General features: G+C 61.4%; 17 protein-coding genes and 1 pseudogene. 15 read left to right on the forward strand and 3 right to left on the reverse strand.

Going from position 1 to position 14863, the window contains the following annotated elements:
* Positions 1 to 112: 112 nt before the first annotated feature.
* The 8 genes from aroQ to LMJ29_RS08615 all read left to right on the forward strand — a co-directional run bounded on the left by aroQ (position 113) and on the right by LMJ29_RS08615 (position 6822).
* Positions 113 to 553 carry a type II 3-dehydroquinate dehydratase gene (gene aroQ / locus LMJ29_RS08580; RefSeq protein WP_229605106.1) on the forward strand — a complete coding sequence of 147 codons (441 nt, stop codon included), beginning with the start codon at positions 113 to 115 and terminating at the stop codon, positions 551 to 553.
* 8 nt (positions 554 to 561) lie between these two features.
* The gene (locus tag LMJ29_RS08585) at positions 562 to 1413 is read left to right on the forward strand and encodes a shikimate dehydrogenase (protein WP_229605107.1); all 852 of its coding nucleotides are present in this window, start codon (positions 562 to 564) and stop codon (positions 1411 to 1413) included.
* Positions 1414 to 1588: 175 nt separating this feature from the next.
* On the forward strand, positions 1589 to 2605 hold the full coding sequence (locus LMJ29_RS08590) for a TRAP transporter substrate-binding protein (RefSeq protein WP_229605108.1): 1017 nt from the start codon (positions 1589 to 1591) through the stop codon (positions 2603 to 2605).
* 583 nt (positions 2606 to 3188) lie between these two features.
* A complete protein-coding gene (locus tag LMJ29_RS08595) occupies positions 3189 to 3944 on the forward strand; it encodes a lysozyme inhibitor LprI family protein (protein WP_229605109.1) in 756 nt (251 codons plus the stop codon).
* 331 nt (positions 3945 to 4275) lie between these two features.
* Positions 4276 to 4800 (forward strand): hypothetical protein, encoded by a 525-nt coding sequence (locus LMJ29_RS08600; RefSeq protein ID WP_229605110.1) that lies wholly within the window; start codon positions 4276 to 4278, stop codon positions 4798 to 4800.
* 135 nt (positions 4801 to 4935) lie between these two features.
* A complete protein-coding gene (gene dctP, locus LMJ29_RS08605) occupies positions 4936 to 5370 on the forward strand; it encodes a TRAP transporter substrate-binding protein DctP (protein WP_229605111.1) in 435 nt (144 codons plus the stop codon).
* A 277-nt stretch (positions 5371 to 5647) separates the two neighbouring features.
* A complete protein-coding gene (locus LMJ29_RS08610) occupies positions 5648 to 6022 on the forward strand; it encodes a polyhydroxyalkanoate granule-associated phasin (protein WP_229605112.1) in 375 nt (124 codons plus the stop codon).
* Between the two features lie 389 nt (positions 6023 to 6411).
* Entirely contained in the window at positions 6412 to 6822 is a 411-nt protein-coding gene (locus LMJ29_RS08615) for a low affinity iron permease family protein (RefSeq protein WP_229605113.1), read from the forward strand.
* A 157-nt stretch (positions 6823 to 6979) separates the two neighbouring features.
* On the opposite strand, the pseudogene LMJ29_RS08620 reads toward LMJ29_RS08615, so the two are convergent.
* Positions 6980 to 7398 (reverse strand): annotated as a pseudogene (locus LMJ29_RS08620) (IS110 family transposase); the annotation flags it as partial.
* A gap of 327 nt (positions 7399 to 7725) precedes the next feature.
* Here LMJ29_RS08620 and LMJ29_RS08625 point away from each other — a divergent pair.
* The 4 genes from LMJ29_RS08625 (at position 7726) to LMJ29_RS08640 (ending at position 9585) form a co-directional block, all read left to right on the forward strand.
* The gene (locus LMJ29_RS08625; RefSeq protein WP_229605114.1) at positions 7726 to 8220 is read left to right on the forward strand and encodes a hypothetical protein; all 495 of its coding nucleotides are present in this window, start codon (positions 7726 to 7728) and stop codon (positions 8218 to 8220) included.
* A gap of 83 nt (positions 8221 to 8303) precedes the next feature.
* Entirely contained in the window at positions 8304 to 8774 is a 471-nt protein-coding gene (locus tag LMJ29_RS08630) for an NUDIX hydrolase (protein WP_229605115.1), read from the forward strand.
* Between the two features lie 90 nt (positions 8775 to 8864).
* A complete protein-coding gene (locus LMJ29_RS08635; protein WP_229605116.1) occupies positions 8865 to 9278 on the forward strand; it encodes a hypothetical protein in 414 nt (137 codons plus the stop codon).
* A gap of 79 nt (positions 9279 to 9357) precedes the next feature.
* Positions 9358 to 9585, forward strand: a complete 228-nt coding sequence (locus LMJ29_RS08640) for a cysteine-rich CWC family protein (RefSeq protein WP_229605117.1) — start codon at positions 9358 to 9360, stop codon at positions 9583 to 9585.
* A 34-nt stretch (positions 9586 to 9619) separates the two neighbouring features.
* On the opposite strand, the gene LMJ29_RS08645 is transcribed toward LMJ29_RS08640, so the two are convergent.
* Positions 9620 to 11983 (reverse strand): DNA polymerase II, encoded by a 2364-nt coding sequence (locus LMJ29_RS08645; RefSeq protein WP_229605118.1) that lies wholly within the window; start codon positions 11981 to 11983, stop codon positions 9620 to 9622.
* Positions 11984 to 12377: 394 nt separating this feature from the next.
* On the opposite strand from LMJ29_RS08645, the gene LMJ29_RS08650 reads away from it, so the two are divergent.
* The 3 genes from LMJ29_RS08650 to LMJ29_RS08660 are packed head-to-tail and all read left to right on the forward strand — an operon-like array spanning position 12378 to position 14082.
* Positions 12378 to 12935, forward strand: coding sequence for a PAAR domain-containing protein (locus LMJ29_RS08650; RefSeq protein ID WP_229605119.1), 558 nt, complete (start codon positions 12378 to 12380; stop codon positions 12933 to 12935).
* Positions 12932 to 13714, forward strand: a complete 783-nt coding sequence (locus LMJ29_RS08655; protein ID WP_229605120.1) for a hypothetical protein — start codon at positions 12932 to 12934, stop codon at positions 13712 to 13714. Before LMJ29_RS08650 ends, LMJ29_RS08655 begins: the two co-directional genes overlap by 4 nt.
* Positions 13711 to 14082, forward strand: coding sequence for a DUF7079 family protein (locus LMJ29_RS08660; protein WP_417715020.1), 372 nt, complete (start codon positions 13711 to 13713; stop codon positions 14080 to 14082). The genes LMJ29_RS08655 and LMJ29_RS08660 overlap by 4 nt, the downstream gene beginning before the upstream one ends.
* Before the next feature lie 31 nt (positions 14083 to 14113).
* Here LMJ29_RS08660 and LMJ29_RS08665 read toward each other — a convergent pair whose 3' ends face one another.
* Entirely contained in the window at positions 14114 to 14782 is a 669-nt protein-coding gene (locus LMJ29_RS08665) for a TetR/AcrR family transcriptional regulator (protein WP_229605122.1), read from the reverse strand.
* Positions 14783 to 14863 lie beyond the last annotated feature (81 nt).

A 14863-nucleotide genomic window follows, 5' to 3' on the forward strand; every position in this document is an offset into this window, starting at 1 on the left:
CGCCCTTTGCGGGGGATATTGGCGCGATTGACTGAATTAACTGGTTAGTACATTTTTATTTCAAGGCCGGCATCCGCCCGGCGACAAAAACAACAACGGAGCGCGCGTGCCCATGTCGCACCTCATCCTCGTCCTCAACGGTCCCAACCTGAACATGCTGGGCACCCGCGAACCGGCCACCTACGGCCACGAAACCCTCGCCGACGTCGAGGCCCTCTGCCAGCGCACCGCCGCCGAGCAGGGGCTGGAGGCCGAATTCCGCCAGACCAACCACGAAGGCCAGCTGATCGACTGGATCCACCAGGCGCGCGGTCGCTGCGCCGGCATCCTGATCAATCCGGGCGCCTGGACGCACACCTCGGTGGCCATCCGCGACGCGCTGGTCGCCGCCGAGCTGCCGGTGATCGAGGTGCACATCTCCAACGTGCACAAGCGCGAGGAATTCCGTCACCACTCCTTCGTCTCCGGCGTCGCCGTCGCCGTGCTGTGCGGTTTCGGCACCCACGGCTATCGCCTGGGCCTGACCCACTTCGCCCACCTGCTCAACGGTTGAGAGCCACCATGACCCAGACCTCCAGCATTCTCGCCGGCCTGATCGGCGCCGGCATCCAGGCCTCGCGCACCCCCGCCATGCACGAGCACGAGGGCGACGCCCAGGGCATCCGCACCCTCTACCGACTGATCGACCTGGACAAGCTCGGCCTGACCAGCGCGGACCTGCCGGAACTGCTCACCGCCGCCCAGCGCATGGGCTTCACCGGCCTGAACATCACCTTCCCGTGCAAGCAGGCGATCATCCCGCTGCTCGACGACCTGTCGCCGGAAGCGCGCGGCATCGGCGCGGTGAACACGGTGGTGTTCCAGGACGGCAAGCGCATCGGCCACAACACCGACTGCTTGGGCTTCGCCGAAGGCTTCCGCCGCGGCCTGTCCGGCGTGGCGCGCGAGCGCGTGGTGCAGATGGGCGCCGGCGGCGCCGGTGCCGCCGTGGCCCACGCCCTGCTGCAGGAAGGGGTGCGCCAGCTGACCATCTTCGACGTCGAGCCGGCGCGCGCCGCCGAGCTGGCCGCCAACCTCAACGCCACCTTCGGCGCCGGTCGCGCCCAGGGCGGCGGCGACCTGCCGGCGGCCATGGCCGAGGCCCAGGGCCTGGTCAACACCACGCCGGTCGGCATGGCCAAGCTGCCGGGCATGCCGCTGCCGGCCGAACTGCTGCGCGCCGACCTGTGGGTGGCGGAGATCATCTACTTCCCGCTGGAAACCGAACTGCTGCGCACCGCCCGCGCGCTGGGCTGCCAGACCCTCGACGGCAGCAACATGGCGGTGTTCCAGGCGGTCAAGGCCTTCGAACTGTTCAGCGGCCGTACCGCCGACGCCAATCGGATGATGGCGCACTTCGCCAGCATGGGCTGACGCCCTTCCCATAGGCAGCCCCGGACTGAGCCCTATCCAACCGGTCCGGGCGCTGCGTTCTCCCCTGCGCTTTGCGCAGGGCGAGTCTCCCACCGCTACCCAACGCCCAGATTCTTCGCCGGTCGACTCCGGCCGGCCTCCACCTGCCCCCGCCAAAAACAACAAAGGGAAGCCCATGAAGAAACTGCTGCAAACCGTCATTGCCAGCGCCTGCGCCGCCGGCCTGCTGCTCGCCGGCAACGCCTGCGCCGAGCCGATCCGCGAACGCACCCTGCGCTTCGCCTTCCAGAACGCCAAGGAACACCCGCAAGGCCAGGGCGCGCAGAAGTTCGCCGACCTGCTCAGCGCAAAGAGCGGCGGCAAGCTCAAGGTGCGCCTGTACCCCGGCGGCGCCCTCGGTGGCGACCTGCAGAGCATCTCCGCCCTGCAGACCGGCGCCCTCGACATGACCGTGCTCAACTCGGGCATCCTCGCCGCCCAGGTGCCCGAATTCGCCCTGTTCGACTTCCCCTACCTGTTCGACGACATCCGCGAGGTGCACGCCGTGGTCGACGGCCCGGTCGGCCAGCAGCTGACCTCGCGACTGGAGGCCAAGGGCCTGATCGGCCTGGGCTACTGGGACCTGGGCTTCCGCAGCCTGACCAACAACCAGCGCCCGATCACCCGCTGGGAGGACCTGCAGGGCCTGAAGATGCGGGTGACCCAGTCGCCGATCTACCTGGAGACCTTCAACGCCCTCGGCGCCCGGCCGGTGCCGATGCCCTTCCCCGAGGTGCGCACCGCCTTCGCCCAGGGCACGGTGGACGGCGGCGACAACGCCTTCACGGTGATCCAGGGCAAGCGCTTCGACCAGGTGCAGAAGTACCTGTCGGTGACCAACCACGTCTACAACCCCCAGTCGCTGGTGTTCGGCCAGAAGAGCTGGCAGAAGCTCAACGCCGACGAGCAGGCGCTGATCCGCGCCGCGGCCAGGGAAGCCCAGGCCTACCAGCGGCAGATCACCGCCCAGAGCCAGGCCCAGGCGTACGAAACGCTCAAGGCCTCGATGCAGACCAACGTGATCGCCCCTGCGGAGATCGCGCGCTTTCGCGAAAAGGTCAGGCCGGTGGTCGAACAGTTCGCCAGGGAACTCGACCAGGAGGTGGTGAGGGACATGTACGGCGCCATCGACAAGGCGCGCGCCGGGCGGTAGACCGTTACCTGCCTGCCCAAACCGCAACGCCCGCTGGAGACAGTGGGCGTTTTTTTGTGGCGGAAAGATGGGACGGCCTGCAAAGCCAGGGGGAGTGCAGAGCAACGGCAGGCTATCCAGGACCCGGGATGTAGGTGCCCGCTCATTAGCGCTTGAGCCTGGCAATCGATCAACTGATTGCATGGTCGCTGACCGGTCCGCTGCATCGCGGATGGACACCGTTTGTATTGAACTTGAATAATCTATCCGTAGTGATCATCAGAAGAGAACGGGTGCACGTTTTTCACTGCTAGCGCGGCAACCGTGCCTGCCATTCCGTTGTTTTTCTCCTACCCCTCGCGCTACGCTCGACAGCCACCGTATACAACCGCAAAGGGAATTGCTGTCATGGTATATAAGCTGCCATCGCCCCCCAGAGCCTTCCCCAAGGCCGCATTTCAGATTTCTCAAGCATATTTCTGTCACAAGCAGAGAACATATAACAATTCGTTAAAGTCGACGGCGATATGCTCCGCGCCCTAACTCCAGCGCCAAGCTACTCATATCCCCCCCTTAGGCCAAAACGAACATTCGCCAAAACACCATGATCACTCTCTATTTTTCGCGCCGAGTTACAGCTTGCGCCATCTTCGCGCTCACTTTCGTTTTCTCTTGCGTTACCCCGGTCCGAGCCGAAGGATTCCTAGACGTTGAACTGCTCGATATGTGGCGCGCCGAAGGTCAGGCGGCGGCCATGCTAGCGATCATGGAAACGGACTTAAACGAATCAGACAACCTACACAATGCCATTCAAATGGGCCAGTGCCCCCTGCCCAACACCGAGGACATGAATCGCAACGGTCCCTGCTACGCCTTCGATTTGACCGACAGTCATTTGCAAATTTCGGACATTCAGTCCAACGTGCTCGCACGACTGGGCAATACCGACTACGTGTTGCTACGGTGGAAAACGCAGGGCAAGCTCACCTCTTCTTTCATATTTATCAGAACCGGCTTCAACGGCGTGTACAACGGCAACGGTGACGCACAACGCGATATGAGTCGCCTGCCCGGCGTCATGACCCCGGATGCGCCGCTCCAGTTTATCCACGAACGCTACGACGACCAACTGAATCTGTTGTACCGCAAGACCATGAATGCGCTAGACGCTACGAAGCCAGAGTACGCCAAAAACTTACGCGCATCGCAACGGCAATGGCTCAAGAACGCCAACGCGCAATGCGACTCCATGACCGACCCTGAATCCCATGCCAACTGTTTGTTGCCCTTGACCGCAAAACGAGTCTGGGAAATCAAACGCATGCGCATAGATTGGGGCTTGGCACAGAAGATGTACTAAGCGGGGGCCTTGCACCTCATCCGGGTGGCATGCTCAGCTCCCCTTAGCCCTAACAATTCGTATATAGCCGTTCCCCACAAGTAACGAACAAGGTCTTCCCAAGCATGGCCACAGTGCGATTGTCTTCGTATATCTGACCTTGTGGGGGCGTCGCCGCAGGGCTCGCCTTTTCCAACAGATACCCTGCGAACGCCACTCACCGCATCATAGGTGCGGACAAGTGTAGTGCAGGGAGAGTTCATTACAGCCTTGAAGTCGTTCGCCGCGCGCACTCGGGACGTCCGCTAGCTACGCTCGCGGCGCCCCTTAACCTAGCATTAGACTCCAAACTATGAACGCCATGACACCAAAACTTCTTATCATCTGCCTCTCTCTGGCAACCACCCTGGCGGTCGCGACCCCGAAAAGCCCCACTCCCCCTCCCCTGCAAGCTCAAGTACAGCGACTGGTCGAATTGCTTCGCGACCCCTATGCCATGGGCTATCCCGAAGCGACAATCTTTCAGACTATTGACCTCGACCCCACCCAGAAAATCGCTCTGGTTATTTTCACCATTGAGGGCTTCGGAGGCGGAAACAACCACACTCAGTATCTCGCGGCATTTAACATCCAGAGCAACGAACAAGGCACAGACCATTACTCGATGATCGACGTCATTCCTGTCGGCGGCAAAGGGTGGCGAGGCATAGAAAATCTCAATGCGAAGTTCCGGAGGGACGATACTTCAGGAGAGGTAGTCTTCAAAATTTCCGCCCTGGAAGTCACAGGAGAGGACGCATTGAACTTCCCATCAAAGAAAATAAAAATCAATATCATACTGAAAGATGGACGACTCTTTGAAAAAACTGCCACCTAGATATACAGCCCCTGGCGGGCATACACAATTAGTCACAGAGCCAAAAAATGTGAGAAATATGAGTTTGAAAACAAATTCATTCCTGCCTTAGTTACCTGGAAACCTTCAACGCCCCTGGGCGCCAGGCCCGTGCCGATGCCCTTCCCCGAAGTGCGTACCGCCTTCGCCCAGGGCACGGTGGACGGCGGCGACAACGCCTTCACGGTGATCCAGGGCAAGCGCTTCGACCAGGTGCAGAAGTACCTGTCGGTGACCAACCACGTCTACAACCCGCAGTCGCTGGTGTTCGGCCAGAAGAGCTGGCAGAAGCTCAACGCCGACGAACAGGCACTGATCCGCGCCGCGGCCAGCGAAGCCCAAGCCTACCAGCGCCAGCTCACCGCCCAGAGCCAGGCCAAGGCGTACGAGACGCTCAAGGCCTCGATGCAGACCAACGTGATCGCCCCTGCGGAGATCGCGCGCTTTCGCGAAAAGGTCAGGCCGGTGGTCGAACAGTTCGCCAGGGAGCTCGACCAGGAGGTGGTGAGGGACATGTACGGCGCCATTGACAAAGCCCGCGCCGGGCAGTAGGCCGTTACCTCGCCTGCCGAAACCGCAACACCCGCTGGGGACAGCGGGCATTTTTTGGGCCGCGGGAATTCGCTCGGCCCAAGGATGCTGTCCCCTGGACTTGGCCCAGCTGACGCCAGGTTCTAAAAATCCGTTCCAGCCGACCGCCGAAACACCGCGTTTGGTCGCCCTGTGCCGCTTCTCGCGCGTCGGCCGCTAAACTTCACCGTTAGGTACCCCCAATACCGCTTCGGTGCATCCGACCATGGCCACACGCAGATCATCCACGAGCACTACCTTGGCGAAGACGGCACTCGAACTCTCGGCCGCCGCACCGCTCGTGGTCGCCCACAGACTCAACCGCATCCTCGCTGCCGGCCCCCATATGTCCGCCCGCGACTTGAATGAATGCATGCTTATGGGATCCGAAAAGATCATTGCGTTCTATCAGTCATGGGGCGCCATGTGGCTTCAGGCCTGCCAGCTCCAGGCCAACCTCATGATGTCCATGTGGCAGCCGTTCCCAATGACTACGCGCAGTGCCAAAAGGACCTGGAACCAAGCCGTCTCCCGCAACACGGAAGCCGTCGCAAAGATACTCAGCGCCGGGCTCAAGCCGGTGCATGCCACGGCCCTCAGCAACTCGAGACGACTCTCGCGCAAGCGCAAGTGAAAGCGACGCAGGTACTCTCCCCGAGGCTGCGTAGTGATACCGCGCAGGACCGCCACTACGAGCCGCCCCACCCATTCCAGGGCGGCATCTAGGAAGGCGGGCGTCGAAGCCGGCACCTCGGATCTCCCTCTCGCGAAAGATGCCACGCGCCAGGTTGCAACCCACGGGTTCGGCCCGATTACCGCGCCTTGCAATCGCCCCTATCGGCCATTTCGTCAGTGCCTGCCAGCCCGACATTGGAACCAAGTGGGCGGGCCGCCGATCAAAACATCTTGGAAGGCCCCGCCGAACACGCCATCCGGTCGCAGGCAAAAATCGCGGCATTGCAGCAGAGCGATTGTTTTTTTGGGGCTTTCCGCAGATTTTTCAGCCAGCGTAGGAGAAGCCACATGCGTGTTACTGCCTGGTACTCCAACTTCGCGAAGACAGCAGCACGCTTCTGCGGCAAGCCGCCCGTCTTTGTTTTTGCCTTCCTGATCATCGTCGTCTGGGTGGTTACCGGACCGATCTTCCAGTACAGCGACACGTGGCAACTGGTCATCAATACCGGGACCACCATTGTCACCTTCCTGATGGTCTTCCTGATTCAGAACACGCAGAACCGCGACACGGAAGCCCTGCATATCAAGCTCGACGAACTGATTCGGGTCACGAAGGGCGCGCACAACACCCTTATGGATCTGGAGGAGCACGAGGAAGAGACCCTCGAGTCCGTTCGACAACGTTATGAGGCGCTTGCGGCTGCCGCCCGGGTCCAGGTGGACAATGGCTTGAAGGACACGGGAACTCCGGAGGCTTGAGCGGCGGCGACGAGGCCTGTTCTGCGGATACGGGCCCCGCACAGGGTGGGTAAAGTCATTCCAATCCTGTCGTCGGGGCGGTGGCATGCGTATACCCGGCCTTGGCTGAGCGACGCGAATGACGTGGCCCGTCGAAGCCAGTGTCTCGATCTCCCTATTCGCGAAAGATGCCGCGCAGCAGGTTGATATGCTGGGTGCGGCTCTTCTTCCAGGTCTCGCGCAGGCCATGCAACTGCTGGAGCTGTTGCTGCCCGCCGGATGAATGCCCGCGCAGCGCGCGGCTTCGAGGATCGCCTCGCATTCGTTGCGGTCGGTCTTGTTACGCCGCCCATAGCGGCGCACGTGGGGGACACTCACCGGGATCACCGATGCCCCAGCACCTGGGCGAAATGCCCCCCGGTAATCCCCCGTACCGCAGGCTTCCATCAACCACTCGACCGCTTCGGCCTGCTCCTGTATATATCGACAAAACGCCCCGCGATTCAGCCACTTGCGCTGACTCACCTGCCCAGCACGGACGCTCTCGGCAACCTGGTAAACGGACTTGGCCAAATCCACTGCAATCTGCTTGTGCATCGCTGACACCCTCCGAGCGCCATTCACCACACCGCTGGTGCGGGAAAATATGGTGCAGGGAGAGCTCGTTACAGCAGTCAACTTCGCTCACTCCGTTCGCTGGACAGTCAAAAGCTGCGCTTCTGCCCGCCAATCGAGCAAAACATAAACCATACAGTTCAGCTCAACGAACGGCATTTCAGGTTTTTCGTCATCAGCGGGTGTCGTTTGTCGCGTGGCGCATAGTTGAGGTTATTCGCCTTGCGCCCTAACCCTAACCCTTCCTTGCATGGGACCTGCGCATAAGGCCGCGCAAGCCCCATAAAATCGAAAGTCAGGAGGCTCGCCTTGCGCAGGGTAGCTCTAGCTTTATTCTTTACATTCCCATTGGCGGTATCGGCCCAGGAGTTCACCATAGAATCAAAAGATTTGACTCCGACTACAGAGGCAGCGGCAAGCCTAGTATCTAAATCTCAAACTGTTTACGAGAAAGAGGAGTTCAAAAAATGCACACTGGTGGGCAAACCTATCATCCAGCCTAACCTTTGGTTCATCACCGTTACCGGTTGCCCAGTCGGCAATGCTGCCGGCCCCATATGGATAACCCTTCAGGAAAGCGGCCAGACAAGGATTATCCTTGAAACTGGCGGATACTCGCTGAAAGTTGATCGCAACCAAAACCACGGACTGCCCAACCTGACAATCTCATCGTCCACAGCTGCGATATACATAGATAACCTATGGCAGTACAACGGCAACAAATACATTGAAGGGAAAGCCCGCATAGTGGACTTGAACAATGCGGCGTCTTGCAAAGAAAACCCAGAGATATGCAGCCATTAGCACGCCTCTTGATCGGCCGACCAACCTGAACGTCAAGTGCTACGCATTCCTCAACCCGCCATCTTAATCCCCAGGGCACATAGATGATCTCCATCGATATCGTAGGCCTTCGCTTTCAAGTTCGCGCAGCGGCAATCTTTGTCCACGACGAACACGTTCTGCTCCATAAAATCGAAAGCGACACATTCTGGGCTCTTCCCGGTGGGCGCGTCGAGCCAGGCGAGGACGCACAAGCCACTATTATTCGCGAGATGAAAGAAGAGCTTAACGAGTCCGTTGAATGCACTGGACTACTCTATACCGTTGAAAACTTTTTCACCTACTCAAACAAACCAAACCACGAAATCGGATTATATTTCCAGGCTCAATTTCACCCGAAGTCACCGCTTCTCGAAAAATCGCGGAGTCATATTGGCGTTGAAGGCGGAGAGCGCTTAGAGTTTCGCTGGTTCCCTAGAGAATCACTTCCAGACTTAGATCTTCATCCTGCATTTTTGCGCGAGTGCCTATCCAAACCGTCTCTTAGCTTTCAGCACATTGTACAGCGTGGGTAACCATGCACTTCAATAAACAACTTCGATCGCTGGACGCTGCACGACAAAGCCGCACAGCCCCGGGTAGCTGCTCTACGTTAGGAACTCTCGATGAATGAAGGCTGGCTCAACGACGAGTATCTTATTTTATTCTCAGAAGCGGAGAGCATATCGGCTTCGTCCAAATACAAACTGTCTAAATTCCTGCCGAACTATACCCTTGTCGGCCTACGAGGATGGGATGACTTCATCTTTATCGATCCAAGGGGGGCCCTGTGCTCCGTACCCACTGTGCCTCTTGAGCCAACGATGGCGACACCATTTTCTTTGCCTGAGAACCTTTTCCTTGAGCCTGATGATCGCTTCGCGGGCAAGATCAAGTGGTACTTGACGCCATTGTTTTTTGGCGGCGACCCACAAGACATGAACAATCTTTCTTGGGTCAGTCTTGACCAACATTCAGAGCTTGTCGCGTGGTGGAATGAGCAGTACAACGCTCTAAAGACGCAGGCCGCCCAGACCTAACATGGCGTATATGGACCCTCCCCACACGTGGCGAGTAGATCCTTGCCAACTCTTTGAATCAACGCCATCGGAGCCCGCCATGCAACCACTCGCCAACCACATCTGCCCGCTTTGCGGGGGCGCCAATCAGTGCGCACCGGCCCGGGCCGGCACCTTCGCTGTCGATTGCTGGTGCAAAACGGCGTCGATCAGCCCGGAAGCCCTGGCGCAAGTGCCCGAGGAGCTGGTCGGCAAGGCCTGTCTGTGTCCGCGCTGCGCGGCCGGCATCGGCTCGGCGCCGCCGGGCCAAGCTGCGCCCCAAGCGTAAAGTCGTCGACCAGGCCTGCGCGGCTGCGCCCTGATCAGAACAACTCCATCTGGCCATCCAGCAGACGCCGGAAATCGCTGTCCACGAAGGGCAGGATGGCGTCCGCCACCGGCTGCAGCTGGCGCGTCACGTAGTGGTCGTAGTCGATGGGGGAATGGCGGGCCTCGAGGGGCTCGGGGCCGGCCAGGGTGATCACGTAGCTGATCCAGCCACCTCTCTGGTACTGCAGCGGGCGCCCGTGGCGGGCGTTGAACTCGTCGGCGAGGCGCGCCGCCTTCACGTGGGGCGGTACGTTGCGGTCGTAGTCGTCCAGACGCCGCCGCAGGCGCTTGCGGTAGATCAGCAGCTCGTCCAATTCACCGGCGAGGGTGCGGCGCACGTAGTCGCCGACATAGTCCTCAAAGGGCTCCCGGCTGAAGATGCGGCGGTAGAGCTCCTGCTGGAACTGCCGGGCCAGCGGCGACCAGTCGGTGCGCACGGTTTCCAGGCCTCTGAAGACCATCTCCTCGCTGCCGTCGGCGCGCCGCACCAGGCCGGCGTAGCGCTTCTTGCTGCCCTCCTCCGCGCCGCGGATGGTGGGCATGAGGAAGTGGCGGTAATGGGTCTCGTACTGCAGCTCGAGGGCACAGTCGAGGCCGAATTCGGCCCTCAGGAAGTCGTGCCACCACTGGTTGACCTGTTGCACCAGCTCGCGGCCGATGCGGCTCGCCTCTTCCTCCTCGTGCGCGCTGCCCAGCCAGACGAAGGTGGAGTCGGTGTCGCCGTAGATCACCTGGTAGCCGCGCGCCTCGATCAGCTCGCGGGTGCGGCGCATGATCTCATGCCCGCGCAGGGTGATCGAGGATGCCAGGCGCGGATCGTAGAAACGGCAGCCGCTCGCACCGAGCACGCCGTAGAAGGCGTTCATGATGATCTTCAGCGCCTGCGCCAGCGGCTTGTTGCCCTCGCGCTTGGCCACGTCGCGCCCCTCCCAAACCCGCGCGACTATCGCCGGCAGGCAGTGTCGACTGCGCGAGAAGCGCCCGCCGCGAAAGCCCGGCACCCAGTCCTGGTCATCGGACTGGCGCAGCCCTTCGATCAGGCCGACCGGGTCGATCAGGAAGGTACGGATGATAGACGGATACAGGCTCTTGTAGTCCAGCACCAGCACCGACTCGTAAAGGCCCGGGCGCGAGTCCATGACGAAACCGCCGGGGCTGGCCTCCGGCAGGCGCTCGCCGAGGTTGGGCGCGACGAAGCCCAGGCGGTGCATCGGCGGCAGATACAGGTGGGTGAAGGCCGCCACCGAGCCGCCGCTGCGGTCGGCCGGCAGTCCGGTGACTGTGGCCCGTTCGAGGAGGAACGGCAGCAGCTCGGTCTTCTCGAAGATGCGCGTCACCAGCTCGCAGTCCTTGAGGTTGTAGCGCGCCAGCGCCGGCTTGTCCTCGGCGAAGCGGCGGTCGATCTCGGCCATCCGCTGGTAGGGGTTGTCGATCGCCTTGCCCTCCCCCAGCAGCGTCTGCGCCACGTTTTCCAGGCTGAACGAGGAAAAGCTCCAGGTCGCCGAACGCAGCGCCTCGATGCCGTCGATGATCAGCCGCCCGGCCGCTTCGGCGAAGAAGTGGCCGTTGCCGCTGCCATGTTCGCGCCAGCCCAGCTCTTCGCCGCCGCGTCCCAGACGCAGCGGCACCTGCAGGCGCAGAGCGTGATCGCGCAGCACGCGCACGTCGAACTGCACCAGGTTCCAGCCGATGATCGCATCGGGGTCGTGCCGCGCCAGCCAGTCGTTGAGCCGCTCCAGCAGCTCGGCACGGCTGGCGCAGTACTCCAGGTCGAAGTCCAGCGCCGTCGCCTCGCCATTGGCCGGGCCGAGCATGTACACCTGGCGCTGCCCGCAGCCCTCCAGGGCGATGGAGTAGAGATCGCCGCGGAAGTTGGTCTCGATGTCGAGGGATACCAGTCGCAGGCGCGGACGATAGTCGGATGCGGGGCGCAGCTGGGCATCCAGCAGCAGACCGTCACCCGCCAGCGTGCCGCTGAAGGACACCGGCGCGGTGATGAAGCGCTCCATCAGGAAGCGCTCCGGCGGACGGATGTCGGCCTCGTAGACGTCCACGCCGCCGGCGCGCAGGGCCTTTTCCAGACGCAGCAGCTGGGCGTACTGCCGACAGTAGAGGCCGAGGACTGGACGATGATGGAAGTCGCGCAGGCCGAGTTCGCGCAGCTGCGCGTCGCGCTCGCCACGCAGCAGCTGCTCGGCGCGCCGGCGCTGTGCGGCGGGCAGGAAGGCCACCGACGGCTGCACGGGCACCCGCACGCAACGCGGGCCGGCATCGGTCGCCAGCCAGAACTCGACTTCGGTGCCCGCCGGCGTATCGCGCCAGTGCCGCGTCAGCACGAAACCCGTTTGCCCTTCCACGCCGATGATCCCGAGAAAACTTCGATAGGGGAATTCTACGTGCTTGGGGGTGGTGGGGCTAACGGGCTTGCGGGCCTGAGCCCGCCCAAGTGGCCTCGTGCGCTGTGAGATGGGACTGAGCTTCTTTAGTCTCGGCATCGCAGGCTCCAGAGAGCCTCGGGGAAACTGTGTTCCTGGCGGGCCTGATTAGCAAATGAGGAGTCGAATTTAAATTCGCTCCCTTTTCCACCTTGCAAAACCACCCAGCGACGGAGGATGTGTGGTGCCAGCGCGATCACGAAGCCATGGTCAGTGGATGAACACTCTCCACAAAGTTTGAACCCCGTCATTGCAATGTACTCAGTGAACCAATAATCCTCCTGCCACTTTGGAAGAAACAAGAGAAGGACTCTCCATGTCAGGCAAACCTGCCGCTCGCTTGAGCGATCCCACTACCTGCCCCGTACCCGGACACGGCACTCCGCCTATCCAGTCCGGCTCCCCCGATGTGCAGATCAACGGCCTACCCGCGGCGCGTCTGGGAGACCTCGCCAGCTGCGGTCAGGCTATCTCCGGCGTTTACTCCGCCACTGTATTCATCAACGGCAAGAACGCCGCCACGGTCGGCAGCACCCTAAGCCATGGCGGTGTGATCATCGGAGGCTCGGGTGATGTACTGATCGGCGATATGTTCGTCGCGGCGCCCTTCATCACTCCAACGCCTCTGGAGGTCGGCAATTGGATCAGCTTCCAGATCCCCACCACTGAGCGTTACACCGATTGGCAATGCATCGCCCATTTCGATGATGGCTCGATACTTACCGGCACCTTTAACAGCGACAACCTGGTGACTTTCACCAACCCCTCGGGATCGACCTGCACACGGATCGAAATCCCCGTGCCCAGCGTGAACGAGCAGCCCTCCGTGACCGACAAACTTCTTTCTATCATCACCGGGAATAGTCAAGGATGACCGAAAATCTCGAGGTCCAGGGCCAATACCAGACACAGCGCGGGCATTCCCTGCCACGCTCCCCACTCGAAGAGGCCATCGCCGGCATGGAAGGCGCAGCGACGAGGTTCTCCCTCGACGCCATCAATGACGCCCAGACTCGCACCAGCTATGCCGCCAACATCAAACGCATGTCCGCTCAAGTGCGGGCAGACGTTGCGGCCGGCAGGATCAGCAGCCAGGCAGGCGTCGAGTTCTGCTATGAGATGCGCAACAAGATCATGGCAGAGCACCGCAAGGTCACGTCCGTTACCGGACTCGCCAAGGCGGAGCAGTACAAGAAAACGCCCCCGCCTCTACCGCAACTGTTCGAGAAGTATGCAACCAGCAAATTCGGCAAGTCCTACGAGGCACTTACCGCTGAACAGAAGAAGCAGATTCATTACGAAGTCATCGAATCCTCCGGTCGGGACAACGCCAAGTTCACCAAAGGCACAGACCGCTTACGTATCATGGGCAAGGTAGGCATTCTGGTGACTGCAGCATTCGCTACCTACGAAATTCTCAATGCCGACAACAAGGTCAAAGAGACTGCGCGCCAAGGCATGATCATCGGCGGAGGCGCCGCCGGGGGCTTTCTCGCCGGTCTCGGCGTCTCGCTGATCTGTGGCCCGGGCGCGCCGGTCTGCGCCATCGCCGTAGTGCTGGCGGGTAGCGCGGTTGGCGGGGTTGCAGGCAGCATGGCAGCAGACTCCCTGGGTGACGAGCTCGAGGAATTCTCCAAGTGGGAAGTATTTTGACGCACGATGAGCGCATCCGGTTGTGGTCGGCGCTATCGGATGCCTTCGTCGACAACGAAGTCGACTACGCCGCCATCGCTCGTCAGGTGGCCGGCTTTGAGCGCGCCACGGTGGAGGCTGCGTTCTTCGAGGACGTAGCTTCTGCTTGCTACTCGAACCTGCAGGCACCCATCCCGCCGATCTGGACGGCATTCGACAGCACCTGGCTCGCCGAAACCATCTACAGCACCCAAGAAGCCCGCCGCGCCTCGGCCCTTCGTCGCCTGCGCGACCAGGTCTTCGTCGCCTACCTCCGTTATCGACTCAAGGACGAATGGCAGAGTATCGAGCGCGAACTGAATCGGCAGGGCGCAGCCGCCCCCGATTGAAGGACAGCCGAGGCAGCTCGCAAGCAACGCCTCACGCCCTCACATACCTCAACACCGCCTCGCAGATCATCTCCTTGTGCCGCGCGCGGGTCGTCGGGTCGGTGAAGTCGACCTGGTGGATGGTGGCGAAGGTGTGGCGGTTGGAGACGCGGAAGAAGCAGAACGAGCTGATCATCAGGTGCAGGTCCTGCGGCTCGATGCCCGGGCGGAATACCGCGGCGGCCACGCCGCGCTCGAGGATGGCGGCGATCTCGGCGAGGATCGAGCGGTTCATCGAGCGGATCACCTGCGACTCGGCCAGGTGCGCGCCGTGGTGGATGTTCTCGATGCTGACCAGGCGGATGAAGTCGACGTTGCTGTCGTGGTGCTCGAAGGTGAACTCGACCAGCCGGCGGATCGCCGCCTCCGGGTCCAGCTCGTCGAGCTTGAGCGCGGCCTCGGTGGTGCGGATGTCGCCGTAGAGCTTCTCCAGCACCGCCAGGTAGAGCTGCTCCTTGCTGTTGAAGTAGTAGTAGATCATCCGCTTGGAGACATTGGTGCGCTCGGCGATGGCATCCACCCGGGCGCCGCTCAGGCCGTGCGCGGAGAACTCGGCGACGGCCGCATCGAGGATGTCCTGGCGCGTCTTCTCCGGGTTGTTCTTGCGCGGCTGGCGCGCTTCGATCGGCTCGGCTTTGGGCTGGGGGATGACTAGCGACATGGCTCGCGGACTCGGCAACGAAGGTTTCAGGCGATTATCGGTTGCCGCCCAGCGGGAGGGAAGCCACGCCGCCCTCCGCGG

It is taken from the genome of Pseudomonas oryzagri (assembly GCF_020831405.1).
GTDB classification, from domain to species: Bacteria; Pseudomonadota; Gammaproteobacteria; order Pseudomonadales; family Pseudomonadaceae; genus Geopseudomonas; species Geopseudomonas oryzagri.